Annotated in this window: 26 protein-coding genes; 13 read left to right on the forward strand and 13 right to left on the reverse strand. The window is 73.5% G+C overall.

The features are described from left to right. Nucleotides 1-414 precede the first annotated feature (414 nt). Entirely contained in the window at nucleotides 415-1356 is a 942-nt protein-coding gene (locus ACFY0D_RS04575; RefSeq protein ID WP_390796918.1) for a class I SAM-dependent methyltransferase, read from the forward strand. 85 nt (nucleotides 1357-1441) lie between these two features. Here ACFY0D_RS04575 and ACFY0D_RS04580 read toward each other — a convergent pair whose 3' ends face one another. Further along, nucleotides 1442-2920 (reverse strand): DEAD/DEAH box helicase, encoded by a 1479-nt coding sequence (locus ACFY0D_RS04580; RefSeq protein WP_390796919.1) that lies wholly within the window; start codon nucleotides 2918-2920, stop codon nucleotides 1442-1444. Nucleotides 2921-2994: 74 nt separating this feature from the next. Beyond that, a complete protein-coding gene (locus ACFY0D_RS04585) occupies nucleotides 2995-3489 on the reverse strand; it encodes a MarR family winged helix-turn-helix transcriptional regulator (protein ID WP_390796920.1) in 495 nt (164 codons plus the stop codon). Between the two features lie 106 nt (nucleotides 3490-3595). Here ACFY0D_RS04585 and ACFY0D_RS04590 point away from each other — a divergent pair, with 106 nt between their 5' ends. After that, nucleotides 3596-3964 (forward strand): HGxxPAAW family protein, encoded by a 369-nt coding sequence (locus ACFY0D_RS04590; RefSeq protein WP_390796921.1) that lies wholly within the window; start codon nucleotides 3596-3598, stop codon nucleotides 3962-3964. A 217-nt stretch (nucleotides 3965-4181) separates the two neighbouring features. Beyond that, the gene (locus tag ACFY0D_RS04595) at nucleotides 4182-4388 is read left to right on the forward strand and encodes a cold-shock protein (protein ID WP_033213830.1); all 207 of its coding nucleotides are present in this window, start codon (nucleotides 4182-4184) and stop codon (nucleotides 4386-4388) included. Nucleotides 4389-4509: 121 nt separating this feature from the next. On the opposite strand, the gene ACFY0D_RS04600 is transcribed toward ACFY0D_RS04595, so the two are convergent. Together ACFY0D_RS04600 and ACFY0D_RS04605 are read right to left on the reverse strand one after the other, a co-directional pair. Beyond that, nucleotides 4510-5124, reverse strand: coding sequence for a TetR/AcrR family transcriptional regulator (locus ACFY0D_RS04600; RefSeq protein WP_390796922.1), 615 nt, complete (start codon nucleotides 5122-5124; stop codon nucleotides 4510-4512). Beyond that, nucleotides 5121-5474, reverse strand: a complete 354-nt coding sequence (locus ACFY0D_RS04605; RefSeq protein WP_189742572.1) for a DUF1304 domain-containing protein — start codon at nucleotides 5472-5474, stop codon at nucleotides 5121-5123. The genes ACFY0D_RS04600 and ACFY0D_RS04605 overlap by 4 nt, the downstream gene beginning before the upstream one ends. Before the next feature lie 108 nt (nucleotides 5475-5582). Between ACFY0D_RS04605 and ACFY0D_RS04610 the strand changes: the two genes are divergently transcribed. Continuing rightward, the gene (locus tag ACFY0D_RS04610; RefSeq protein WP_390796923.1) at nucleotides 5583-6602 is read left to right on the forward strand and encodes a BtrH N-terminal domain-containing protein; all 1020 of its coding nucleotides are present in this window, start codon (nucleotides 5583-5585) and stop codon (nucleotides 6600-6602) included. A gap of 57 nt (nucleotides 6603-6659) precedes the next feature. Here the strand turns inward: ACFY0D_RS04610 and ACFY0D_RS04615 are convergent, their stop codons facing one another. Then, nucleotides 6660-6998, reverse strand: coding sequence for a thioredoxin family protein (locus ACFY0D_RS04615; protein WP_390796924.1), 339 nt, complete (start codon nucleotides 6996-6998; stop codon nucleotides 6660-6662). A gap of 118 nt (nucleotides 6999-7116) precedes the next feature. Between ACFY0D_RS04615 and ACFY0D_RS04620 the strand changes: the two genes are divergently transcribed. After that, nucleotides 7117-7386: a hypothetical protein gene (locus ACFY0D_RS04620; RefSeq protein WP_390796925.1), complete on the forward strand. Its 270-nt coding sequence runs from the start codon at nucleotides 7117-7119 to the stop codon at nucleotides 7384-7386. A gap of 70 nt (nucleotides 7387-7456) precedes the next feature. Here the strand turns inward: ACFY0D_RS04620 and ACFY0D_RS04625 are convergent, their stop codons facing one another. After that, complete coding sequence (locus ACFY0D_RS04625; RefSeq protein ID WP_390796926.1) at nucleotides 7457-7822, reverse strand: hypothetical protein; 366 nt, start codon at nucleotides 7820-7822, stop codon at nucleotides 7457-7459. 201 nt (nucleotides 7823-8023) lie between these two features. On the opposite strand from ACFY0D_RS04625, the gene ACFY0D_RS04630 reads away from it, so the two are divergent. The 4 genes from ACFY0D_RS04630 (at nucleotide 8024) to ACFY0D_RS04645 (ending at nucleotide 11210) form a co-directional block, all read left to right on the forward strand. After that, on the forward strand, nucleotides 8024-8380 hold the full coding sequence (locus ACFY0D_RS04630) for a YciI family protein (protein ID WP_390796927.1): 357 nt from the start codon (nucleotides 8024-8026) through the stop codon (nucleotides 8378-8380). A 68-nt stretch (nucleotides 8381-8448) separates the two neighbouring features. Next, nucleotides 8449-9669 carry an RNA polymerase sigma factor gene (locus ACFY0D_RS04635; RefSeq protein WP_390796995.1) on the forward strand — a complete coding sequence of 407 codons (1221 nt, stop codon included), beginning with the start codon at nucleotides 8449-8451 and terminating at the stop codon, nucleotides 9667-9669. 111 nt (nucleotides 9670-9780) lie between these two features. Further along, a complete protein-coding gene (locus ACFY0D_RS04640; RefSeq protein ID WP_390796928.1) occupies nucleotides 9781-10539 on the forward strand; it encodes a TetR/AcrR family transcriptional regulator in 759 nt (252 codons plus the stop codon). After that, complete coding sequence (locus ACFY0D_RS04645; protein ID WP_390796929.1) at nucleotides 10536-11210, forward strand: hypothetical protein; 675 nt, start codon at nucleotides 10536-10538, stop codon at nucleotides 11208-11210. The genes ACFY0D_RS04640 and ACFY0D_RS04645 overlap by 4 nt, the downstream gene beginning before the upstream one ends. Before the next feature lie 14 nt (nucleotides 11211-11224). On the opposite strand, the gene ACFY0D_RS04650 is transcribed toward ACFY0D_RS04645, so the two are convergent. The 4 genes from ACFY0D_RS04650 to ACFY0D_RS04665 form a co-directional block, all read right to left on the reverse strand. Further along, nucleotides 11225-12703: a condensation domain-containing protein gene (locus ACFY0D_RS04650; RefSeq protein WP_390796930.1), complete on the reverse strand. Its 1479-nt coding sequence runs from the start codon at nucleotides 12701-12703 to the stop codon at nucleotides 11225-11227. A gap of 149 nt (nucleotides 12704-12852) precedes the next feature. Next, nucleotides 12853-13242, reverse strand: coding sequence for a hypothetical protein (locus ACFY0D_RS04655; protein ID WP_390796931.1), 390 nt, complete (start codon nucleotides 13240-13242; stop codon nucleotides 12853-12855). 129 nt (nucleotides 13243-13371) lie between these two features. After that, the gene (locus tag ACFY0D_RS04660; protein WP_390796932.1) at nucleotides 13372-15681 is read right to left on the reverse strand and encodes an ABC transporter permease; all 2310 of its coding nucleotides are present in this window, start codon (nucleotides 15679-15681) and stop codon (nucleotides 13372-13374) included. Beyond that, entirely contained in the window at nucleotides 15678-16388 is a 711-nt protein-coding gene (locus tag ACFY0D_RS04665; protein WP_390796933.1) for an ABC transporter ATP-binding protein, read from the reverse strand. Before ACFY0D_RS04665 ends, ACFY0D_RS04660 begins: the two co-directional genes overlap by 4 nt. Nucleotides 16389-16522: 134 nt before the next feature. On the opposite strand from ACFY0D_RS04665, the gene ACFY0D_RS04670 reads away from it, so the two are divergent. After that, nucleotides 16523-17374: a sensor histidine kinase gene (locus ACFY0D_RS04670; protein ID WP_390796934.1), complete on the forward strand. Its 852-nt coding sequence runs from the start codon at nucleotides 16523-16525 to the stop codon at nucleotides 17372-17374. 47 nt (nucleotides 17375-17421) lie between these two features. Next, nucleotides 17422-18147, forward strand: coding sequence for a response regulator (locus ACFY0D_RS04675; RefSeq protein ID WP_390796996.1), 726 nt, complete (start codon nucleotides 17422-17424; stop codon nucleotides 18145-18147). Between the two features lie 16 nt (nucleotides 18148-18163). Here the strand turns inward: ACFY0D_RS04675 and ACFY0D_RS04680 are convergent, their stop codons facing one another. Together ACFY0D_RS04680 and ACFY0D_RS04685 are read right to left on the reverse strand one after the other, a co-directional pair. Beyond that, nucleotides 18164-19507 (reverse strand): hypothetical protein, encoded by a 1344-nt coding sequence (locus ACFY0D_RS04680; RefSeq protein WP_390796935.1) that lies wholly within the window; start codon nucleotides 19505-19507, stop codon nucleotides 18164-18166. Next, nucleotides 19504-20427, reverse strand: coding sequence for a LysR family transcriptional regulator (locus tag ACFY0D_RS04685; protein ID WP_390796936.1), 924 nt, complete (start codon nucleotides 20425-20427; stop codon nucleotides 19504-19506). The genes ACFY0D_RS04680 and ACFY0D_RS04685 overlap by 4 nt, the downstream gene beginning before the upstream one ends. 71 nt (nucleotides 20428-20498) lie before the next feature. Between ACFY0D_RS04685 and ACFY0D_RS04690 the strand changes: the two genes are divergently transcribed. Beyond that, entirely contained in the window at nucleotides 20499-21506 is a 1008-nt protein-coding gene (locus tag ACFY0D_RS04690; protein WP_390796937.1) for a reductase, read from the forward strand. A gap of 5 nt (nucleotides 21507-21511) precedes the next feature. On the opposite strand, the gene ACFY0D_RS04695 is transcribed toward ACFY0D_RS04690, so the two are convergent. Next, nucleotides 21512-22270: a GntR family transcriptional regulator gene (locus ACFY0D_RS04695; protein WP_390796938.1), complete on the reverse strand. Its 759-nt coding sequence runs from the start codon at nucleotides 22268-22270 to the stop codon at nucleotides 21512-21514. Nucleotides 22271-22503: 233 nt separating this feature from the next. Here ACFY0D_RS04695 and ACFY0D_RS04700 point away from each other — a divergent pair, with 233 nt between their 5' ends. Beyond that, entirely contained in the window at nucleotides 22504-23667 is a 1164-nt protein-coding gene (locus tag ACFY0D_RS04700) for an ABC transporter substrate-binding protein (RefSeq protein ID WP_390796939.1), read from the forward strand. The last annotated feature ends 149 nt before the right edge of the window (nucleotides 23668-23816 follow it).

Here is a 23816-nt window from a genome sequence, read left to right on the forward strand (position 1 = left end):
CCGGGAGCGGCTCGGCGCTCCTCAAGGCGCTCGAACTGCACGCACGCAGCGCCGGATTCGACACCCTGATCGTCTGATCGTCTGGCCGTCGGATCGCGGCAGCCCTCTACCGCCGCTCCGGTTTCCAGCCGCCGGAAGAACTGCTGGAGCTGCCGCCCGACAAGGGAGAGAACCGTTTCCGGCGGCGCCACGCCGCCGAGCACCGCCGCCACCGGCGCCACCGCCGCCATCGAGCGGCTGCGCCGCCGGACCGCGGTCCAAGCGGACCGCACGGGTACGCCGTACAGGCCGCGCAGGAATCACCGGCCAATCCCGCTCACCACTCGTCACACGCCCATTCAGGGTTTAGGGTGCCGTTACCCGGCCGGGTATCAGCGTGAAGACCGATGCCACTTCGCTGGAGGATGACTCTCCGTGTCGCACGTTTCACAAGCTTCCGTCACGACCCCTGACGGTGAGCAGGCCCCGCTCGTCCCCACCACGTACGACGAGGTCAAAGGCTGGTTCTCGGCGTACGACCAGGCGCTCTTCGACTGGTTCCTGACGCGTCAGAACAGCGACGAGGGGCAGCCGGGCGACCTGCTGGAGCTCGGCGCCTTCATGGGGAAGAGCGCGATCTTTCTCGGCCGGTACCTCAGGCCCGGTGAGGAATTCACCGTCTGCGACCTCTTCGACTCGCCCGCGACGGACGACTTCAACATCGCCGAGAACCGGGAGTCCTACCCCACGCTCACGCGGCGCGGCTTCGAGACGAACTACCTGGCCTTCCACGAGGCGCTGCCGACGCTGATCCAGGCCCCCACCTCGGTCGTCGCCGACGAGGTCAAGCCGGCGAGCTGCCGGTTCGTGCACATCGACGCCTCGCACCTCTACGAGCACGTCGCCACGGACCTCGCGTCCTCGCGTATCGTCGCGGCCCCGGATGCCGTGGTGGCCTTCGACGACTACCGCTCCGAGCACACCCCCGGCGTCGCGGCCGCCGTCTGGACCGCGGTGGTCACGGGAGAACTGCACCCCATATGCATCTCGCCCTCGAAGCTCTACGCGACCTGGGGCGACCCGGAGCCCCACCAGACGGCGCTGCTCGCGTGGCTGGAGGAGCGCACGGACCTCTGGCACGGCGTGGAGGTGATCGACGGCCGCCCCCTGGTACGCATTGCGGACCAGGGCGTGGTCGCGCCCGTGTCCCCGCAGCCGCTGCACCCCGCGCCGCAGCCGGAACCGGAGCCGGCGCCGGTCCCCGCTCCCGCCGCCGCGCGCAGGCCCGGCGTCCGCTGGCGCAAGCTGGCCAAGGACCTGCTCCCGCCCGTGGTCACCCGCGCGATCGTGGCCCGGAACCGCCGCCGCAGGGGCTGACACCGAAAGGGCTGACACCGAAAGGGCTGACGCACCACACCCCCGGACCGGAACCGGTCCGGGGGTGTGGTGCGGCGTACGCGTGTCAGGCGCCCCGGCGCACCCGGGCCGCCCGGCGGGCCTCGGCCTGCTGGCGGGCTTCGATCGTCTTGCGGGATTCCTTGCCCCGGCCCGGGCGGGTACCCATGCCGCGGAAGGCCAGGTCCGAGCCCGAGGGCTTGCCCTTGGCGTCGGTCGGCGCGGAGCCCGCCAGCGGGACCCCGGAGGGGGCCCTGGCGCCGGTGATGCGGGTCAGTGCCGCCTCCCCGGAGCGCACCTGCGTGATCGTCGGCCGGATCCGGGCGTCGGAGAGCAGGCGGACCATGTCCCGGCGCTGGTTCGGGGTGACGAGGGTGACGACGCGGCCGGACTCGCCGGCGCGCGCGGTGCGGCCACCGCGGTGCAGGTAGTCCTTGTGGTCGGCGGGCGGGTCGACGTTGACCACGAGGTCGAGGTCGTCGATGTGGATGCCGCGCGCGGCGACGTTCGTCGCGACCAGGACGGTGACGGCCCCGCTCTTGAACTGCGCCAGGGTCCGGGTGCGCTGCGGCTGTGACTTGCCGCTGTGCAGGCCCTCCGCCCGCACGCCCATGGCCCGCAGGTGCTTCACGAACTGGTCGACCCCGTGCTTGGTGTCGAGGAACATCAGCACCCGGTTGTCCCGGGCCGCGATCTCGGTCGCCGCCGAGACCTTGTCGGCCGCGTGGATGTGCAGCACGTGGTGGTCCATCGTGGACACCGCGCCCGCCTGCGGGTCGACGGAGTGCGAGACCGGGTCCTTCAGGTACTTCCGGACCAGCTGGTCGACATTGCGGTCCAGGGTCGCCGAGAACAGCATCCGCTGTCCCGCGTGGTGCACCTGGTCCAGGATCTCGGTGACCTGCGGCATGAAGCCCATGTCACACATCTGGTCGGCCTCGTCGAGCACGGTGATCTTCACGCGCTCCAGGTGTACGTCCCGCCGCCCCACCAGGTCGCTGAGCCGCCCGGGGGTGGCCACCACGACCTCCGCGCCGGTGCGCAGGGAGCTCACCTGGCGGCCGATGGACAGCCCGCCGACCACGGTGGCCATGCGCAGCTTCAGAGCCGCGGCGTACGGCTCCAGCGCCTCGGTCACCTGCTGCGCCAGCTCGCGCGTCGGTACGAGGACGAGCGCCAGCGGGCGCTTCGGGTCCGCCTGCTGCCCCGCCGTACGGGCCAGCAGCGCCAGGCCGAAGGCGAGGGTCTTGCCCGAGCCGGTCCGGCCGCGGCCGAGGACGTCCCGGCCGGCCAGCGCGTTCGGGAGCGTCGCGGCCTGGATCGGGAACGGCTCCGTCACGGCCAGCGAGGCCATGGTCTCCACCAGCTCAAGGGGCAGGTCGAGCTCGGCGAAGGACTCCACCGGCGCCAGCGCCGGCTCCTTCGGCGCGTGCATCGTGAACTCACCCTGCGGGCCGAGGGTCCGGGGGGCCTTGGCGGGGGTCCGGGCACCGGCCTTGGCACCGCCCTTCACACCGAAGCGCCCATGAGCTGACGGGTTCCTCATGCAGGACCTTTCGAAACAGAGAGTAAGGAGGGGAAAAGAAGTAGATGGTCAACCGCCCATGGTACCAGCGGGGCCTAAGCCCCCTCGGCGGTCAGTTCCCCGGACCGCACCTGCGCACAGTGCGCGCGGATCTCGACCGCCGCACGGCCGAACCAGTCGGCGATCACGGCGATCTCGTCGGGGGTGTAGTCGGCGAAGAGGGTGGCCAGCCGGTCGTACATCGGCTGGTACACGGCGACGACCCGCGCGGCGGCCGTGGGGTCGGCCATCACCCGGACCCGGCGCCGGTCGGCCGGGTCGGGGACGCGCCGTGCGTATCCGGCGCGTTCGAGGCGGTTGAGCACCCCTGTGACGGCTCCGGTGGTCAGATCCAGCAGTCCGGCGAGGTCACCGGCGGCGAGCGGGGTGTCCCCGGCGCCCAGGATGTGGCCCAGGCAGGTCAGATCGGTGACGTTGAGCCCGAGCAGCTGCGCCACCTCCTGCTGGCCGACGATGCCCAGGGCGACGTACTGGTCCATGCGCGAAATCGCCTCGCCGGCCGTGGCCGGGGGGCGGGTCTTGCCCTGCACCCAAAGACTCCTTAGGATCTAAGTTACTTAGTTAGTGAGATGCTTACCTCGCGAAATAAGCTTCCCGCTTCCGAGCGTACTGCCGTCGGTCCGACCAGGGAGAACCATGAGCGCGCACGGCCACGTAGACCTCGGCCACACGGTGGCCGGCTGGACCGGAACCACCCTGGCCCTGCTGGGCTTCGCGGGGGCGGGCGGTGCCGTGTGCGCGGCCTGGACCCCCGGGATCTGGATCGGTCTCGGCGTCGTCGCCGCGGCCGGGATCGTCACCTGGCTGCTGCACCTCGCCGGGTGGGGCAAGCCGAGCGGACCCCGGCCGGAGGCCGACTGGGACTGGCGCACCCGGGACACCCGTGCCCACGCGGGGCATGCCGACTGCCTCGGCTGCCGCGTCGGCGGGCCGCGGCGAGCCCTCGCGGCGGCCCCCCGTCCTCGATCCGCCGCATCGCTGCCCGCTGCGGACAGCGGCGCGTGACCGGCGCCCGGGTCCGGCCGCGGCGGCCCGCCCCGGGCGCCTCTCGAAGGGCTTCGCACGGGGCCGATCCCTCTTTTCGCGGACAAGGCGACCGGAAGTTCGAATGTGCGCCGCGCCCCGGTTGGCCGCGTTCAGCGTGTGCTCCGGCGGACCGTTGGGCAGGATCGAGACGGCCGCGTGTGCGGCCCGCAGTGGAACGTTGTGAAGGATCAGCCAGATGGCAACAGGCATCGTGAAGTGGTTCAACTCGGAGAAGGGGTTCGGCTTCATCCAGCAGGACGACGGCGGCCCCGACGTGTTCGTGCACTTCTCCGCGATCGAGACCACCGGGTTCAAGTCGCTGGAGGAGAACGCGCGCGTCGAGTACTCCGTCTCCCAGGGCCCCAAGGGTCCGCAGGCTGAGAAGGTGGTTCCCCTCAGGTAGTCCACTTCGCGGGCCGAGCCCGTGACGCGAAGCCCCGCCGGTCCGCCCGTCGGGGCTTCGCGCGTTCCGGGCGGCCGGCCACCGGGTCCGGGCGGCCGGCCACCGGGTCCGGGCGGCCCCGCTACCGGGTCGGGTCCGCCTTCGGTCCGCCGTCGGGCCCGATCGCTCGGTGGAGGGCCAGGAGCAGCCGCCACAGGTGGTCCGCCAGTGCCTCCGGATCCGCCCGGATGTCCTCGTGCAGCCAGTCCGCGAGGACGCCGGTGAACGCGGCCGCGACCGCCGACGCGACCAGCTCGGGGTGCGGGGCGCCCACCGCCGCCCGTTCCGCGCGGGCCCGGGCGCGCAGCTCCCGGTGCAGGCGCCTCCCGAGCGGGCCGCCGCCGCCCGGGAGGAGCAGGGTCCGGTACAGCGGCGCCCGGTCGGCCGCATCCGCCAGGAAGTCGGCCAGTGCGGCGGGCGGCCGGGCCGGGGGGAGCGGCGACGGGCCGGTCTGCCAGGCGTGCAGGGCGTCGACCGCCGCGTGCACCACGTCCGCGCAGGCGTCCACGGCGAGCGCGGTGAGGTCCTCGTAGTGCAGGTAGAAGGTGGCGCGGCCGACGCCGGCCCGGCGGACCACCGCCGAGACGCTGACCTCGGCGAGCGGCCGGTCGGCGCACTCGGCCAGCAGGCTTTCGCGCAGCCGCCCCTTCGTCCGGGCCGTCCGCGGGTCCTCCGCACGCGGGTCTTCGGGGCTCACGCGGCCAGGAGCGCCGCGCCGAGGGCGAGGGCGCCGGGCAGGGCCTGGGCCACGAGGATCCGGCGGTTGGCGGTCGCGGCCCCGTAGATCCCGGCGACGATCACGCAGACGAGGAAGAAGATCTGGGTGGCGAGCGAGTCGATCACGAGCGACCAGACCAGTCCGGCGGCGAGGAAGCCGTTGTAGAGCCCCTGGTTGGCGGCGAGCGGTGCGGTGAGGCGGGCGGTGTCCGCGTCGAAGCCGGACAGCGCGCGGCCCGGGGGCCGCTGCCACAGGAACATCTCCAGGACCATGAAGTACACGTGCAGCGCGGCCACGAGGCCGATCAGGATCGATGCGACCGTGTGCATGGCCGCCTCCACTTCTCAGGTCGATGTACGGGGCGGTATACCAGTCGGTATTTCCTGGACAACTGTACAGGAAGTCCGGCTGTCGGACCCCGCGGCTACGCTGGCCCGATGACCGAGCAGTCACCCCGGCCGAAGCCCACCGGACTCCTCTACGCGGACTTCGGCACCGGGCGGCACCGTGAGAGCTCCCTCGTCCGGCACGCGCTCGGCAGCGTGCACGAGGAGGAACTGGTCGCGGGCCTCGCGGGCGGGATCGGATTCATGTACTTCGTCTTCGAGTACGCCGGGCACCCGCCCCTGCCGACGATCGTCGCGCAAGCCCACCCCGACCCCTGGGTGGAGGCCGCCCTCGACCGGCTCCGCGTCCCCTACGAGGTCACCCACAGCTCGCGGCCCCGCTGGGACCGCGTACACACCGCCCTCGACGCCGGACGGCCGGTGTTCTGCTCGGTCGACCGGTCCCGGCTCCCCTGGCACGGCGGTGCCCCGGACGAGATGGGCGGCGCCGATCCGTACACCGTGGTCCTCGCCGGGTACGAGGGCGACAGCCTGTACGTCGAGGACGGGGCCCCGGCCGCGTACCGGATCGCGGAGCGGGAGTTCGGCGAGGCCTGGACCGGCCATCGCAAGGGCCGGCACCGGATGCTCGTACCCACCGGACCCGCCGCCGGCGCCCCCGACATCGACGGGGCCGTGGCCGCCACCGCGGCCCGCCTCACCGGCCCGGTGCTGGGCAACCGGTTCGACGTCAACTTCGGCTTCTCGGGGATGGAGAAGCTCGCCGCCCAGCTGCGCGACGTCCGCACCCGGACCGGCTGGGAGCGCCGCTTCGGCTCCCCGGAGGCCTTCCTCACGGGGACCCGGCGGCTGTACGCGTGCCTGGAGGAGGAGTGGACCGCCCCCGGCGCCACCCGCCCGCTCTATGCGGACTTCCTCGACCTCGCGGGACGGCCGGAGGCGGCGGCTCTGTTCCGCGACTCGGCCGGCCACTGGTCCCGGCTCGCGGAACTGGCGCGCACGGCCGGCCCCGGTACGGACGCCCCGGGGCGGCGCGCCCTCTTCGACGAGCTCGCCGGCCTGGTGGACGGCTCCCTCGCCCTGGAACGCCGGGCCGTCGCCCTGCTCTGAACCTCAGGAACCCCGGAAGCGCCAGAGGCCCCAGAAGCGCCGGAAGTCCCAGAACCCTCAGAGGTGGGCGTCCAGGAACGTCCGGAACTCCTCGCGCGTCATCGGCCCCGCCTGGCTCGCGACCGCCTCGCCGTCCTTGATGAGCACGGCGGTCGGCGCGCCCGTCACCTCGTAACGCCTGGTCGGCCCGGGGCAGCGGGTCATGTCGGTGCGGACTGCGGTGAACCGCGTCCCGTACTCCTCGGTCAGTTCCCCGACGACGGCGTCCATCGCGCGGCACGCCTCGGCGGCCTTGGGCCAGGTGCCGCAGAAGTACGCGAGAACGGGCCCGGTCGTCATAGAGAGGATGAAGTCGAACTCCTGGTCCTCCAGTGGCTGGTGCACCCGACGTGCCATGCGTGTCGCTCCTCGTTCGTACGCCTCCCCCGATCGGGAGGGCGGCCCCCATCATCGCCGCCGCACCGGCCCGCGGCCGCCGGGCCCGTTGTCAGTGGTGGCTGTGAAGCTGAGCGGTATGGACGACAGGATGCTGCGGCGTCGGGTCTACGGCGCCGACCACGAGGACCCGGACCCCGGACCGCGCCCCGGACACACGTACGGCGAGCTGGTCGGCGGGCCGCTCGACGGGCTCCTCCTGGACATCACCGGCTGGAGCGCGCCCCAGCTCGCCGAAGAGGCCAGGCTCCCCACGGAGATAGGGCGCTACGGAGCGGGCGGCCGCGCCCACTACCGTCGCCGCGCGGGGGACCCGGGCCGCTGGGACTGGACGGGAGACAGCCGCTGACGGCAAGGGCCATCCCGGGAGCCGGTCCGGCGGCCGGTCCGGCGGCCGGTCGACGACCGGCTCGGCGGCCTCAGGCGTTCCGGCTCACCTTGCGGGCCCAGAGCACCAGCGGTATCTGCAGCGGCAGTCGGCCCAGCGTCACGGCCCGGACGGCGGGGGAGGCGTGGCGCGCGTCGGCGGCCATCTTCACGTTCGCCGGGAACACGCCGACGAAGAACGCCGCCGTGGCCAGCGCGGCCACCCGGCGGGTGCGCGGATGGGCGACCCCGGCGGCGAGGGCGAGTTCGGCCACCCCGCTTCCGTACGTCCACGCGCGCGGGCTGCCCGGCAGCGAACGGGGGATGGTCGCGTCGAACTTCCCGGGTGCGGCCGCGTGGGCGACCGCCATCGTGGCCAGGAGGCCTGCCAGCAGGTGGGGGGAGGAGACGCGGGGCATCGGGGGATCCTCTCGAAGGTGTCCGGGCCCGCGATCCTACTCGTGAGTAGCCGGTTGCGGGGCGGCCGGACGGGGGACCGCGGTGGCCGCCCGGGGAAAATCTTCGAAGAATTTCCCGGAGGCTGTCGATCCGGGCGTCTCCCGTTCGACGCAGGGGTGAGAGGCGGGGAGAGTCCCCGCCCTCCTGACCGAGGAGTCACCATGCCGCGCTTCCTGACGATGATCCGCATCGACGAGCAGGACCTGCCCAGCGACGAGTTCCCGCCCGAGTTCGAGCAGCGCATGGGCGCACTGCTGGAGGAGATCACCAAGGCCGGGGTCATGCTCGACACCGCCGGGCTGCTCCCCACCTCCGAAGCGACCCGCCTCAGCTGGTCCGGCGGGAGGATCAGCTACACCGACGGCCCCTTCACCGAGACCAAGGAGGTCGTCGGCGGCTACTCCCTCACCCAGTGCAAGGACAAGGCCGAGGCCATCGAGTGGACCCGGCGGTTCCTTGAGATCCACCCGGTGGAATGGAAGGTGAGCGCCGAGGTCCGGGAGATCCAGGAGATGTGATCCCGGCGCGCCCGCGCCGCGTTTGCCCTGCCCCGTCACGGCTGCTCTGATGGGTGGCCGTGACGGCAGTGAGTGCGGCCCAGGCGGTCGAAGCGGTGTTCCGGATCGAGTCCGCGCGGATCATCGCCTGTGTCGCCCGCGTCGTGCGGGACGTCGGCATCGCCGAGGAGATCGCCCAGGACGCCCTCGTGGCGGCGCTGGAGCAGTGGCCGCGGACAGGGGTCCCGGACCGGCCCGGAGCCTGGCTCATGACCACCGCCAAGCACCGCGCGATCGACCTCGTCCGCCGCAGGGAGACGTACGCGCGCAAACTCGCGGAGGTCGGCCGGACCCTGGAGGACGTGCCACCGCCCGCCGAGCCGGCCGACCCGGAGGACATCGACGACGACCTGCTGCGCCTGATCTTCACCTCCTGCCACCCGGTCCTCGCCACCGAGGCCCGGATCGCGCTCACCCTGCGCCTGATGGGAGGACTGACCACCCAGGAGATCGCCCGCGCGTTCCTCGCCTCCGAGGCGACCGTCGCCCAGCGCATCGTCCGGGCGAAGCGGGCCCTGGCCAAGGCCGGGGTGCCCTTCGAGGTCCCGTACGGCGCCGACCGCGAGGCGCGGCTCTCCTCGGTCCTGGAGGTCATCTACCTCGTCTTCAACGAGGGGTACGCGGCCACCGCCGGCGACGACCTGGTCCGCCCCGCCCTGTGCGAGGACGCCCTGCGCCTGGCCCGCGTACTGGCCGCCCTGATGCCCGAGGAACCCGAGGCGCACGGCCTGGCCGCGCTGCTGGAGTTCCAGGCCTCCCGGATCGCCACCCGCACCGGCCCCGACGGGGAACCCGTGCTGCTCGCCGACCAGAACCGGTCCCGGTGGAACCGCCTGCTCATCCACCGCGGCGCCCGGGCGCTGGGCCGGGCGGGGAACGGCCCGTACTCCGTCCAGGCCGCGATCGCCGGCTGCCACGCGGCGGCGGTCCGCTACGAGGACACGGACTGGCCGAGGATCGCCGCGCTGTACGGGCGGCTCGTCCAGCTGGTCCCGTCCCCGGTGGTGGAGCTCAACCGGGCGGTGGCCGTCTCGATGGCCGAGGGGCCGGAGGCGGCCCTGCCGCTGGTCGACGCCCTGGCCCGGGAACCGGCTCTGAGCGCCTACCACTTGCTGCCGAGCGTACGGGGAGACCTGCTGGAGCGGCTGGGCCGGACCGAGGAGGCCCGCGCGGAGTTCGAGCGGGCGGCCTCCCTCACGCGCAACGCGCAGGAACGCACCCTGCTGCTGGGCCGCGCGGCCCGGCTCTGACCCGGCGGGGGGACCGGTCCCGGCACCCCCTTGCCCCGGATGTTTATGTCATATATTTTGTGTAGGCCATAAACATCCCACCTCCCGCTCTCGTCGCAGAGGAGGGGCCCCATGCCCCGTGAGCCCCGGGGGCAGGGCGGATCAGCCGCCCCGCCCGATCTCGCCACCGTCGCCGACCTGCTGTGGCGGGTCGACGCCGAGCGGACGGCCGAGGGCCGCCCGCGCCTCACCCCGCGCCGGATCGTCGACGCGGCCGTCGCCGTCGTCGACGCCGACGGGCTGGACGTGCTGTCGATGCAGCGCGTGGCCACCGAGCTGGGCTGTACGGCGATGGCCCTCTACCGGCACGTGCCCGGCCGCGAGCATCTGCTTGCGGCCATGGCCGACGCCGCCTGCGGCCGCCCGCCCGCAGCCACCGGGGCGGGCTGGCGCGGCGAGGTGGAAGCCTGGGTCGACGCGCTCTGGTCGACGTACCGCAGCCACCCGTGGCTGGTGCGGGTCCCGACGGTCAGCGCCCCGGTCGGACCGAACGAACTCGCCTGGTTCGAGGCACTGCTGAGTCCGCTCGCCCGCTCCGGCGCCGCCCGCGGCGAGCTGATCCCGCTCGCCACCTTCGTCTCCGGCGCCGTGCGCGACCTGGCGCGGATCGCCTTCGAACTCGACCCGGCCGGCGCCGCCTCGTACGGACAGGTCCTCGCCGAGCGCCTCGACCCGGGGAACTTCCCCACGCTCTGCGCGCTCGCGGGCGAGCCGGGTCTGGACGAGGAGGAGGACGGCGCCGTCGCCCCGATCGTGGCCTGCGGCATCGCGCGCCTGCTCGACGGCATCGAGAAGTCTTCACCCGCACCAGAGGGAAAGGGAAACCGATGAACGAGAACCACGTCTTACGACTCACGGGCATCTGCGGCGTCGCGGCGGGCGCACTCGCCGCCGTCGCGGTACCGCTCTACTTCGTCCACTCCGGACCACCCCCCGCCGGAAACGTCCTGGCCCGGATCCTCCTCAACCTCCTGACCTGCGCGGCCCTCCTCGTCTTCCTCGCGGGCCTGCGCCACGTCATCCGGGGCGCGGGCCCCGCCTTCGACTGGCCGGCCGGCGTGGTCTTCGGCGCCGGGCTGGCCTATGTGACCATCACCCTGGTCGCCGCGTCCGTCGAGGCGGGCATCGTCCTGGAGCACCCCGGCGGGGGCCTCGACCCGACCGTGGACGGCCCGCTCGCCCACGCCAACATGCTGCTGCACGGTTCGGCCGCCCGGCTGCTGACGGCGGTCCTCCTGGCCGCCGCCGGGTACGCGATCCTGCGCGCCGGGGTCCTGCCGCGCTGGACCGGGTACACGGCCCACGCCATCGCGGCCGTCAACCTCGCCTTCGTCCCCTCACTGTTCTTCGGGACGGACGCCGCCCGCTTCTACAGCGCCGTGGGCTGGGGCAACACGGCATTGACGGCCGCCCTCCTCGTCTACTGGGCCTTCGCCGTCGGGATCGCCGTGCTGCGGCGCACCTCGCCGGCCGGTCTGCGGGCGGCGGCCCGGCCGGTCTGACCCCGGGGCGCGGCTCAGCCGCGGCGGGCGAACGCGGCCACGTCCAGCGGGGTCCGCACGGGCCGCCGCGGTGCGGTCAGCGCGATGGGCCGGCGGAATCCGCCGGACCGGGCGATCTCCTGGACGGTCAGGCGCAGCGCCTCCTGGAAGTCGCCCATGGTCCGGCGGGCCGCCGGGGTGTCGACGTAGAGGGAGTTCATGTGCAGCCCCTCCGCGTCCCGCTGGAACCACGAACAGGCCCCGTTGGCGCGCGCCGACCACACGTGGGTGGTGGGCCGCCACTCGTCGTGGCGCTCGGCCCCGGGGCACTTGCGCATGTCGATGTACGAGAAGAAGTTCACCGGGTACGGCCAGGACCGGGCGGCGAACTCCTCGGGCGCCAGCAACTCCCACGCCCGTACGAACGGCACGTCGAGATGGCTCATCATCTCGCTGAAACCGGCCCGGACGGAGGCCATGACCTGGGCGAAGTCCCGGCCGGGCGAGGCATCGAACTCGATGGGCAGCGTGTTGACGAACCAGCCCACCGAATGCGCCCAGGTCTCCCGGCCGCGCTCGCTGACCGGCATCAGGCCGCGGTAGACGCCCGGGCCGCCCGCCTCGCGCAGACACACGGCGACCGAGGCGAGCACCCCCATGAACGGCTTGCCGTCGGCCGCCAGGCAGGTCTTCTCGAACACCTCGGCCTCGGCGGCGTCCAGGAGGGTGGAGGCCTCGTTGACGATCGGGTACATCCGGCCCGGCTCGACACCGAGGTCGAGGGGGAACCGGGGGAAGAACTCACCGGCCGGCCCCATGAACGCCTTCCAGTAATCCAGGCGTTCGTCGCGGTCGTCGATGGACAGGTAGCGGCGGCGCTGCTCCTCGGCGAAGTCGAGGTAGCTGGGGGCGGGCGGCAGTTCGACGCGCTCGCCGCGGCACAGGGCCTCGTAGCCGGTCGACACCTCGCGGGCCACGATCGGCATCGACATGCCGTCGCAGACGATGTGGTCGAACGCGAGGTAGACCGTCGCGGAGTCCTCGCGCTCCACCGCACCCATGATGAACAGCGGCCAGGAGAGGGTGTCGATGCTCCGCTTGAACCGCTCGACGAGGAAGTCGCGCAGCAGGCCGGAGGTCTCGAAGGTGCCCACCTGCCGGGGTTCGAGGGACAGTCCGGCGGGGTCGAACGGCTCACAGGCCACCTCGCCCGCCAGACGGCGGAACGCACACCGCAGGACCTCGTGCCGCTGCACGAAGGAGAGCAGGGACTGCGCCAGCGCCTGCTCGTCCAGCGGCCCGGTCACTTCGAAGGTCACCGCGACCCAGGACGCGACCGGGTCGTCGGCGGCCCTGCTCTCCTCGGCGACGGTGAAGTGCTTGTCCTGGTTGAAGGACGCCTTCCTGCCCACCGGGTCACCCGTGTCTGCGGCCTCCGCCGCCGTGGACCTGAGCCGCCACTCGACCACCCGGCCGGGTGCCATGTGGTGCATCTCCAGAGGAAACTGCCGCATTCCGTCATCCCTTCGCCCCCGAGTCAACCCCCAGGCCCTAACGACCCCCGGCCCGGGGAAGTGACGAATTCACTCGGGACGGGCCGGGGGGCGGGGCGTCAGCGGGAGTTCACAGGGAGTTCAGGCGGACGGCGTCGGCCACCGCCCTCTCAGGCGGACGGCCGTGCCGCGACCGCGGCGTCGAAGAGGGTCCAGCCGTCGAACTCCATCGAGGCACCGGCGGGCCGCCACCCCTGGGCCCGGGCCGCTGCCATCAGGGCCAGGGCGGTTCCCGGTTCGTACAGGTTCAGGCTGCCGCCGTCCATCCGGGCGACCTCTCCGGACTGCCCCAGATAGCCGCTCGGCGAATACCGTCCGGGCTCCCTCTTCCGGAAGACGACGCGCAGGCACCCCGGGGCCCCGGCGAGGTGGACGGTGACGGTCTCGCGGCAGTCCTCGGCCGGGCCGCCGGCCGGCCGGTGGTGGGCGTGCCGCACCGACCACGTGTACGTGTCCCCGTCCACCACGAGACGCCGGGCCTTGTCAGAAGGACGGGGCATCAGGACACCACCAGGGCAAGCGTGAGGGGCGGCGCACCGACCGGACGTGTTCGCATGGCTTCGGAAACTACCCGCCCGGTCACCGAGGACGCGAACGGACGAACGGACAGCCCGCCCCGGAGCACGGCCCTATTCGGTGTGCAGGGCCGACGCGATCGTCATCCGGGCCGCCGACCGGGCCGGGACCAGCGCGCCGAGGACGGCGATCGCGACCCCCGCCAGCAGCAGGCCGGCCAGCAGCGGGGCGTCCCAGACGTCCTTCATCGACTCCGGGAAGGTGACCACCCCGACGTGGTCCACGACCAGCCGGTGTGCGACCAGCCCGAGCGGGACGCCGAGCAGCCCGCCGACCGCGCCCACACCCGCCACCGAGGTCACGGTCATCGCCACGACCTGCCGCGGGGTCATCCCGATCGACTTGAGCATGCCGAGGTCCCGGCGGCGCTCCCGGACGTTCAGCAGGACCGTGTTGAAGACGCCGAGCGCCGCCACGATGCTCAGCAGGACGGTGAACACCGACGAGAAGGCGACGACGGTGATGGTGCCGGCGTTCCGGCCGTCCAGCACCGACACGCGCAGGCCCGGGTCGATCGCCTCGGCCGCCGCCACGTACGCCCCTGCGTCGGCCCCGGCCGCCAGGCGCACCTCGTACTCGGCCGCGCCGGCCTCCGGCGACAGCCGGAGGAAGGTCTGCCAGGTGGCGTCCAGGGCCCGCGCGTCGCCCTCCACGAGCTCACCCACGACGGTCACCGCCACCTGCCGGCCGTTCATCGCCAGGGTGACCCGGTCGTCGACCTTCAGCCCGTTCTGGGTCAGGAAGGCGGGCCCGGCCGTGATCTCGCCGACCGCCCTCGCCTCCCGGCCCCGGGCGATCCGGCCCGGAGCCGCGGGGTCGTCCCCGCGGTAGAAGTTGGCGAAGACGGGCCGGACCTGCCCGACCAGGCTCACCTGGGCCAGCCCGCGGGCCCGTACCCCCGTCGCACCGGGCAGGGACCTCAGCCGGTCCTCGGTCGGGCCGTCACCGAGCACGGGAGCGGGCCGGTCGTTGAGCGGCCCGCCGGCCTCCACATGGATCCGGGCACCGCCGCCGCCCCGGCCGGCCTCGCCGAACGCGAGCATCGTGCTGGTCAGCCCGGTCGCCAGGGTCACCGTGGTGACGCCGAGGACGATGGCCGCCATGGTCAGCAGGGTGCGGGCGGGCCGGGCGAACGGCTGGCCCAGGCCCAGGCTGACCGGGCGCGGCAGCCGGGTGCCGCCGAGCAGGCGCTGCACGCGCAGACCGCGCCCGGTCCGCAGGGCGCCACCGGCGCTGATCGCCCGGGCGGCGGGGAGCCGGTGCGCCCGCAGCGCGGGGACCAGGGCGGTGAGCAGGACGAGGGCGGGCATCCCCAGCAGGCAGACGACGGACACCCACGCACCGACGTCGCCGACGGCGGCCCGGCCGGTCTCGACGCCGGAGAACGCGACCCTGAGGACGGGCTCGGCCAGCGCGTTGCCGAGCAGGGTGCCGAGGACGGTGCCGACGACCGCGGGTACGGCCGTCATCGTCAGGTACACGGTGACGACCTGGTTCGGGGTGAAGCCCAGGGCCTTGAGCACGCCGATGTGCCGGTACCCGGACACCACCGCCCCGCTGACGACGTTCCCGACGATCAGGGCGGAGACCAGGAGGCCGAGGACACCGAACAGCGTCATGAAGGGGAGATAGGCATCGGCCAGGGCCGAGAAGGCCTGCTGCAGGGCGAGATGGGTCTGCGCGCCGGTCACCGCCCCCTCGGGCAGTTCGGTGGTCGCCCCGGCCAGCGCGGCGGCCAGCTCGGCGTCCGTCGAGGAGTGCGTGAAGCGGTAGAGCATCTGCGCGGCGGACGGACGCAGCGCGGTCATCTGCTCGGGCGAGACCCAGGCGCCCGCCGACCTGCTCACGCCGGCCGCGACCCCGACGACGGTCAGCGGGGCGGAGCCGGGCACTTCCAGCTTGGTTCCCAGTACCCGGGGTCCGGGGGAGCCGTTCGAATTCCAGCTGACGACGATCTCGCCGGGCGCGGTCGCCCAGTGGCCCTCCAGGAGCTCGATCCGGTCCACCGGGCCCCCCGGGCCGGCCCGGCCCACCACCGTGAGGGAGCCGCCAGCCATCCACAGCCAGCCTGCGGGAACGTCCAGGACGCTCTGCTCGAACGGCCCGGCCGCGACCTCCACCCCGGGCCGGCGGGCCGTCCGCGCGAGCTGCTCCGGCGATGCCTTCTCGGTGTCGAAGGTCGCCACGGTGTGCGGGCCGCGCTGGGCGGCGTACGCCTTGTCGAAGGGGCTGGAGGCGGCGTCGAGCAGTCCCAGCGCGAGGAGGACGGTCGTGGTCGAGCAGAGCACGACGAGCCCGATGACGAACGTCTGGAGCCTGCGGCGCTTCACTGCCGCGCGCGAGGCCCGCCACACGGCGCTCACGCGGTCGCCTCCAGCGCGCTCTGCCGGGCGACCCGGCCGTCGGCGACCTCGACCAGCCTGCTCGCGCACCGGGTGGCCAACTGCGGGTCGTGCGTGACGATCAGCAGGGTCTGGCCGATCTGGTTGAGGTCGATCAGCAGGTCCATCACCTGCTCGCCCGCCCGGCTGTCGAGGGCGCCGGTCGGCTCGTCGGCCAGGAGCAGCGCCGGACGGTTCATCAGGGCACGTGCCACGGCGGCCCGTTGGCGCTCACCACCGCTGAGCGTCGCCGGATAGTTGTTGCGGCGGTCCGCCACACCGAGCTCGTCGAGGAGTTCCAGGGCCCGGCGGCGCGCCTGCCGGGCCGGGGCGCCCGTCAGCTGGGCGGCCAGCGCCACGTTGTCCAGGACCGGCAGGTCGTCGATCAGGTTGAAGAACTGGAAGATCATGCCGATGTGCCGGCGCCGGAAGAGCGCCAGCCCGGTCTCGTTCAGCCCGCCCAGGTCCTGTCCCCGCACCTCGACGGTGCCCGAGGTCGGCCGGTCGAGCCCGGCCACCATGTTGAGCAGCGTGGACTTGCCGCAGCCGGACGGGCCCATCACGGCCACCGCGTCCCCGGCCCGGATCTCCAGTGACAGACCGTCCAGAGCCTTCGCGTCGCCGTACTCCTTGTGCACACGGTCCAGCCGTACGACGACCTGCCGCCCAGTGTCATGATCAGTTGTCATGGCCCGAACCTAAGGCGGAGCCCGCGGGCGGGGCGTCGGCCCCCGGATGTAACCGTACGGGCAGGTCATCCTGGGGATGTATGCCGACCGTCCGGCACAATGGCGTCCAGGCTTACGGGGCGGGGGAGTTCGGGGTGGGGTTGGTCATCGCCGTGGTCGCGGCCTGCGTGGCGGCGGCCGTGGCCGGCGCGCTCGGCGTGGCCCTGCTGCGCGCCCGGCGCGGCCACCGCGTGGCGCTGGAGGAGCGTGGCTGGCTGCTGGAGCGGGAGCGCGAGGGCGCGGCCCGCAGTGCCGTCGACGCCGAACGGGCCAGGATCGCGGCGGAGCTCCACGACATCGTCAGCCACAACGTGAGCCTGATGGTGGTCCAGGCCGGAGCCGCCCGCGAGGTGCTCGCCACCCTGCCCGAGGAGGCCGCGGCGGCGATGGGCGCCGTGGAGCGGGCCGGGCGGAACACGATGACCGAACTGCGGCACCTGCTGGGCCTGCTCGCCCCCGCCCAGGACGGCGCCGACGCACCGTACGAGGCCTCGGCCGCCACCCGGTTGGCGCCGCAGCCGACCCTCGCCCGGCTCAGCCCGCTGATCGACCGGTTCGCCTTCGCCGGGCTGCAGGTGGACGTACGGATATCGGGGGAACCGCGCCCGCTCCCGGCCGGGATCGACGTCACGGCGTACCGGATCATCCAGGAGGCGCTCACGAACGCGCTCAAACACGGGGACGGAGGCAGGACCGAGGTGACCGTGCGGTACCAGGAGCACGCGCTGCGCGTGGAGGTGCTGGGCCGCGGACCCAGCGTGCTGACGGGGGACGCGCCCGCACCGGCGCCCGCCGGAGGCCGGGACCGGCCGAAGGCCGAGGGCACCGGGCGCGGACTGCTCGGCCTGCGCGAGCGCGTCGCCGTCTACGGCGGCGACCTCGACGCCCGCCGCCGCCTCGGTGGCGGCTACCGGGTGCGCGCCCGGCTTCCGCTGGAGCGGCCGTGACCACGCCGGACGTGCCTGCCGTGCCGGACGCGGCTGCTGTGCCGAACGTGCCTGCCGCGCCCGCGCCCCGTGTGGTGATCGCCGACGACCAGGACCTGGTCCGCACCGGCTTCCGGCTGATCCTGACGGCCCGCGGGATCGACGTGGTCGGCGTGGCCGCCGACGGGGTGGAGGCCGTCGCCGCGGTGCGCCGACTGCACCCCGACGTCGTGCTGCTCGACATCCGGATGCCGAACATGGACGGCCTGGAGGCCGCCCGGCGCATCCTCGCCGAAGCACCGTACTGCCGGGTGATCATGCTGACCACCTTCGACCTCGACCAGTACGTGTACGCCGCCCTCGCCGCCGGGGCCAGCGGCTTCCTGCTCAAGGACGTGACCCCCGAACACCTCGCCGCCGCCGTCCGCCTGGTCAGCACCGGCGACGCGCTGCTGGCCCCGTCGATCACCCGCCGCCTGGTGGAGCGCTGCGGTCCGGGCGCGGCCGCCGCGGACCAGGCCCCGGCGGCCGCCGTCCACCAGGAGCTGGCCGCGCTGACCCCGCGCGAGCGCGAGGTGCTGACCCTGATGGGGCAGGGGCTCTCCAACGCCGAGCTGGCACGCGAGTTCACGCTGAGCGAGGCCACGGTGAAGACCCATGTGGCCCGCATCTTCGCGAAGTTGTCGCTGCGCGACCGGGCCCAGGCCGTCGTCCTCGCCTACGAGACGGGCCTGGTGACCCCCGGCTCGGTCGCTGCTCCGCGTCCGGGACCCCCTCCGGCGCCGGCGGGGTGACCCGGCCGACGGACCGTCAGGGCATCAGCTCCACCATCACGGCACGCGGCAGCGAGGGGTTGCCCGCCGCCTCCTCCGCCACCCATCGGTCCTCGTCGGCGAGCAGCCCGGTGATGGCCTCGGGCGGCAGCGCCGGGTGAGCGGCGGCCAGCGGCCGGGACGTACGGTCCGCCAGGCAGGCGAGCAAGGCCGGGCCGGTCGCGTGTGGGTGCTTGGCGACCTCCTTGAACACGCTCCGCACGCCCGGCCGATGCTGCGTCAGGTACTCCAGCAGCGGGCCGGACGCGTCCGGGTTGGCGGCCACCGCGGCGAGGACCTGCGCCCCGTGCCGCGCGACCATGGAGCGCAGCAGCTCCTCGGGCAGGCCCGGGTGCGGAGCGACGGCCCTGGCCACGGCCGCAGCCGGATCGACCGCCAGCGCGTCGCGCAGATGCGGGGGCAGGTCGCGCCGCCGTGCCACGAGCATCCGTACGGCCGCGTGGCGGGACCCGGCCAGCTCGGTGAGTTCGGCGGGCGTGGCGGCGGCGATCCGCGGCAGCGCATTCCACGCGGCCCGGTCGCCGACCACCAGCTCGGTCAGCAGGTCGAGCGGCACGTGGGGATGCTCCGCGACGGCGCGCCGCACCTGGTTCTCCGGATCGGCGGCCAGGACGCGGATCAGCTCCTGGCCGATGCCGGGGTTGCGGGCGTACGCGGCCCGGACCCCGGGCAGCGGGTCGGCGGCGAGCCGGGCGTAGAGCGCCTGTGGCAGATCGGTTCGTTCGGACAGTGCCCATCTCAGGGTCAGTTCGGGGTCCTCGGCCAGGGCGACCACGGCTTCGAGCGGGGTGGCGTGGTTGGACGCCACCGCGCAGCGGACCCGGGGATCCGGGTGGAGTGCGAGGCGGGCGGTCACGGGTGAGTCCGTGCAGAGGGCCACTTCCACCACGACCTCCACATCCGGGTCGGCGGCGAGCAGGTCCACGACGTCGGGCGGCAGGCCGGGGCAGGAGGCCAGCTTCCAGCGGATCCCGGAGTCCGGGTGCGCCGCGAGGAGGCGGGGCCACTCGGGGTGCCCGCGGCCCTCGTCGATCAGGGCGACGGCCGCGTACGGCGTGGACACGGGATCCAAGTCGGCGGCGGTGAGCGTCCCGTGGTAGGCGAGGGACACAGCGGTGCCCTCCTCGTACGCGGCGAGCGCCCGCACCTGGTCGCGGCGCAGATCGGTGCGGCCGGCCAGATCGCGGAGCAGTTCGTCGGCGTAGTCCCGCTCGCACTCGGGCTCGGCCCCCGCCTCCTTCAGCGCGAGCGTCAGCAGTCGGTCGACCAGTTCGGGCGGCAGCGCCGGATTGGCTGCCAGTCCGCACAGGAGGTGGTTCAAGGGCGCTCTCCGGTCGGTGTGTGGGGCGAGGCGGCTGCAGCGGTCAGAGCGGCGGCCAGCGCCTGGGCATGGGGGTGCGGGCGTCGCCGCCGGGGCAGGACCAGTCCGATGTGCCGGGCGGGACGCGGGGGTTCGACGCGGATCGCGGTCAACTGCCCTGCCGTGGTCAGCGAGATATGCGGGACCAGGGAGACTCCGACCCCGGCCGCGACCAGGGTCTGCGCGAAGAAGTAGTCGGTGGTGGAGGCCGCCACCCGGAGGCCGAAACCGGCCAGCTCCGCGTACCGGCGCAGGTAGGCCTCCGTCTTGAGGCAGCCCAGCACCCAGCGGTCGGCCCCCAGTTCGGCCAGGCCGACCGACGGCCGGTCCGCGAGGCGATGGCCGGGCGGCAGCACCAGCCACAGCGGATCCTCCATCAGCGGAACCCAGTCGAGTCCCGGTCGCTCACCCGGACGCACGGGCGGCGGCCCGTCGAAGTGGTAGGCCAGCGCGAGATCGGCCGCGCCGGAGCGCACCATCGCCGCCGCGGCCTCCGGCTCGCTCTCCAGCACCGTCAGCTCCACCTCCGGATGCGCGTCCACGAACCGGGCCAGCGCAGCGGGCAGCAGGTGCCGGCCCCCGCTGGTGAAGGTGGCGACGGTGAGGCGAGGCCGCTCCGCCGTGAGCCGGTCGATCGCGTGGCGGACCTGGTCCAGCTCGGCGGAGATCGACTCGGCGGCCTCCACCAGCAGCCGCCCGGGCTCGGTGAGGGTGACCCCGCGCGTGCTGCGCACCGCCACGGGGTGGCCGACCGTGCGCTCCAGCGCCGCGATGTGCTGCGAGACGGCCGACGGGGTCAACATCAGCGCACCGGCCGCCCGGTTGAAGCTGCCGTGCTCGGCCACCGCCCGAAGGACACGAAGCCGCTGCACATCGATCATCAGTTTTCCTTACGACGCGTTCAGCAGCTGGTCAGTACCGCTGGGGACGGTACAACGGCAGAGTCGAACGCATGAAGCGGATTCTTGTCATCGGCGGCAGCCGGTACTTCGGAAAGACCCTGGTCACCCGGGCGCGCGAGGCGGGCGACGAGGTGACCGTGCTCAACCGGGGCTCCGGCGCACCACCGTCCGGCGTGGGCGCTCTCGTCGCCGACCGCGACGACGAGGAAGCGCTGCGGGTGGCATTGGGCCCGCGCGACTTCGACGTGGTCGTGGACCAGGTCTGCTACACACCGCTCCAGGCCGCCGTCGCCCGGCGGGTGTTCGCCGGGCGGACCGGGCGCTACGTCATGACCTCGACGATGGAGGTCTACGACCCGGCCACGCTCCCCGCCGGTCTCCCCGCCCCCGGCGCCACCCTCGCCCCCAACGCCACGCCCGCCCCCAACGCCACCCCCGCCCCCGGCGCCACCCCCGCCTCCGGCTCCGTCCCCGGCCCGGTCACCGAGGCTTCGCTCGACCCCGCGCTGCTGCCGCTCGCCGGGGCGGCGGGCCGCGCGCCCGGGCCCTGGCCCGCGTACGTCTACGCCGAGGGGAAGCGGCAGGCCGAGGCCGTCTTCCTGCGGGACCCGGCCTTCCCGTACGTCAGCGTGCGCGCCGCGCACGTCCTCGGCGGCGGCGCGGCGGAGTTCACCGGGCGGCTCGCGCACTACGTCGGGCGGATCGGCGCCAGGACCCCCGTCGACGTCCACAAAGCCCCGTACGCCACCTCGTTCATCCATCACCACGAGATGGCCGAATTCCTGCACTGGACGGCGGAACAGACCTTCACCGGACCCGTCAACGCGGCCTCGCACGGCGCGCCCGACGTGATCGCGCTCTGCGAGGCGGTCGCGGCGCAGATCGGGCAACGGCCGCGGTACCGGGTGGTCGGGGCGGGCGCCGCCGCCTCGCCCTTCTCATTCGACCGCGCCTACGCCATGGACAACGGCCGGGCCTCGGCCCTGGGCTTCGGCTTCGGCCGCGTCACCGACTGGCTGCCCGGGGCGATCGCCGAGACCGCGCGCGCCGCCGGCTGACGCCGTCACTGGTCTCCGACGCGCCGCTCCAAGGGAGTTGCTACCGAAGAGTTGCTCACACTGAAGGTCACGCTGCCGGCCCGGTAACGGTCGTCGGACCACTCGATCGGGCGGCCGGTTGCCGTCGCGGAGACATGCCGCTGGCGCAGCAGCGGGCTGCCGCGCCGGATCTCCAGCAGCCGGGCGTCCTCGCTGCCGGCCGGAAGCGCGTCGATGAGGTGCTCGCCGTAGTGGGCCGTGACCCCCGAACCCTCGGCCAGGCTGTCCATGACGGAGCGGCAGTCCGCCGGCAGCGCCTCGACGGCCGCCGCGACCCAGTCGGCGTAGGCGGTCCGCTCCACCATGGTGGGCTCCCCGTCGAGCAGCCGCAGCCGCAGTACGGCCAGGATCTCCGTACCGGGGGCCAGCGCGAGCCGGTCCGCCTCCTCGGCCGTGGCGGGCCTGCGGGTGCGGGCCAGGAAGCGGCTGGCGGCCCGGTGCCCGAGCCCCTCGGCCCACTGGGCGAAGCTGTTCAGCTCGCCGAAGCTGTGCCGGCGCTCCCGGCGCAGGACGATGCGCCGCGCGCCCTGGCGGGAGCCGATCAGCCCCTCCGCGGCGAGGGTGGCGACCGCCTGGCGGACCGTCCCGCGCGATGCGGACCAGCGTGCGGCCAGGTCGCTCTCCGAGGGCAGGTGCGCCCCCACCGGGAGCTCGCCCGAGAGGATCTCCCGCCGCAGCGCCTCGGCGATCTCCAGGTACCTGGCCGTTCCCGCGCTCGTACTCATGCCCTTCGCCCCCTGATCGCCGTGTGCCGGCGGTGCCGTGCCGGAATCGCTGTGCACCGGTCTCCCATGATCATTGCAACAGGTTCTGTCACGGCTTCTTCCGGTCATTCTTCTCTCTTCTTCGAGCTGTGCTCCCGGGGACAGGCGCCGTTCACCGTCCGTACAGCGGGCCCGGGCGAACTGGAGCCAACTTGTTCAGACAAGTGAACCCACCTTCGTCTCCGGGAGAGACCGTGCTCAGTTCCTCCGCCCGTCGCGGTGCGGCCGTTCTGCTCAGCGCCGCCGTACTCACCACGCTCAGCGCATGTGGTGCCGCCCCCGACCAGAAGTCCGGCGGCGCCGACGGCGCCAAGAAGGGCGTGCAGCCGGGCGCCGCGACCTCGGTCGCCGACTTCGGCTCCTTGGAGGCCCTCGCCGCCGCCGCGCAGAAGGAGGGCGAGCTCAACGTGATCGCGCTGCCGCCGGACTGGGCGAACTACGGCGAGATCATCAAGGCCTTCGAGGCCAAGTACAAGATCAAGGTGAACAGCGAGAACCCGGACGCCTCCAGCTCCGACGAGATCGCCGCCGTCAAGTCCCGCAAGGGCCAAAAGCGCGCCCCCGACGTCCTGGACCTCGGGATCGCCTTCGCCCGCAGCGGCGCGGCCGAGAACCTCTTCGCCCCGTACAAGGTCACCGCCTGGGACAAGATCCCCGCCGCCCAGAAGGACGCGGACGGCCGCTGGACCAACGACTACGGCGGCTATGTCTCCATCGGCTGCGACGCCGCCCGCATCCCCACCTGCCCCCAGACCTTCGCGGATCTCCTCAAGCCCGAGTACAAGGGCAAGGTCGCCCTCAACGGCAACCCCACCAAGTCCGGCTCGGCCTTCGGCGGCGTCTACGCGGCCTCCCTCGCCAACAAGGGCTCCTTCGCCGACATCCAGCCCGGCATCGACTTCTTCGGCCAGCTGAAGAAGAGCGGGAACTTCATCCCGGTCGAGTCCACGCCGGCCACCGTCGAGAAGGGCGAGACGCCCATCTCCATCGACTGGGACTACCTGAACGCCGGCTACGCCGACCAGTTCAAGGGCAAGGGCGTCGACTGGAAGGTCGCCGTCCCCACCGACGGCGTCTACGCCCAGTACTACTCGCAGGCCATCAACAAGGAGGCCCCGAACCCGGCGGCCGCCCGCCTGTGGCTGGAGTTCCTCTACAGCGCCGAGGGCCAGAACCTCTGGCTCGGGGGATACGCCCGCCCGGTCCTGCTGCCCGGCATGACCCAGGACGGCACCGCCGACAAGGCCGCCGTCGCCAAGCTCCCGCAGGTCCAGGGCACCCCGGCCTTCCCCGCCTCCGAAGAGCTCGACAAGGCCAAGGCCACCCTCGCCGAGAAGTGGGACAAGGCCCTCTCCTGATGTCCTCCACCACCGACCCCCGCGCCGCCCGCGGGCCCCCCCCCCCGGGGGGCGGGCCCCCCCCCCGGGGCGGGGCCCCCCCCCCGGGCACCTTCACCCGCCCCAGCGTAGGCCGCCCGCTCCGCGGCCAGGCCCACCGCGCGGGGACC

The organism is Streptomyces sp. NPDC001502 (assembly GCF_042894785.1).
In the GTDB taxonomy this organism is placed as follows: domain Bacteria; phylum Actinomycetota; class Actinomycetes; order Streptomycetales; family Streptomycetaceae; genus Streptomyces; species Streptomyces kutzneri.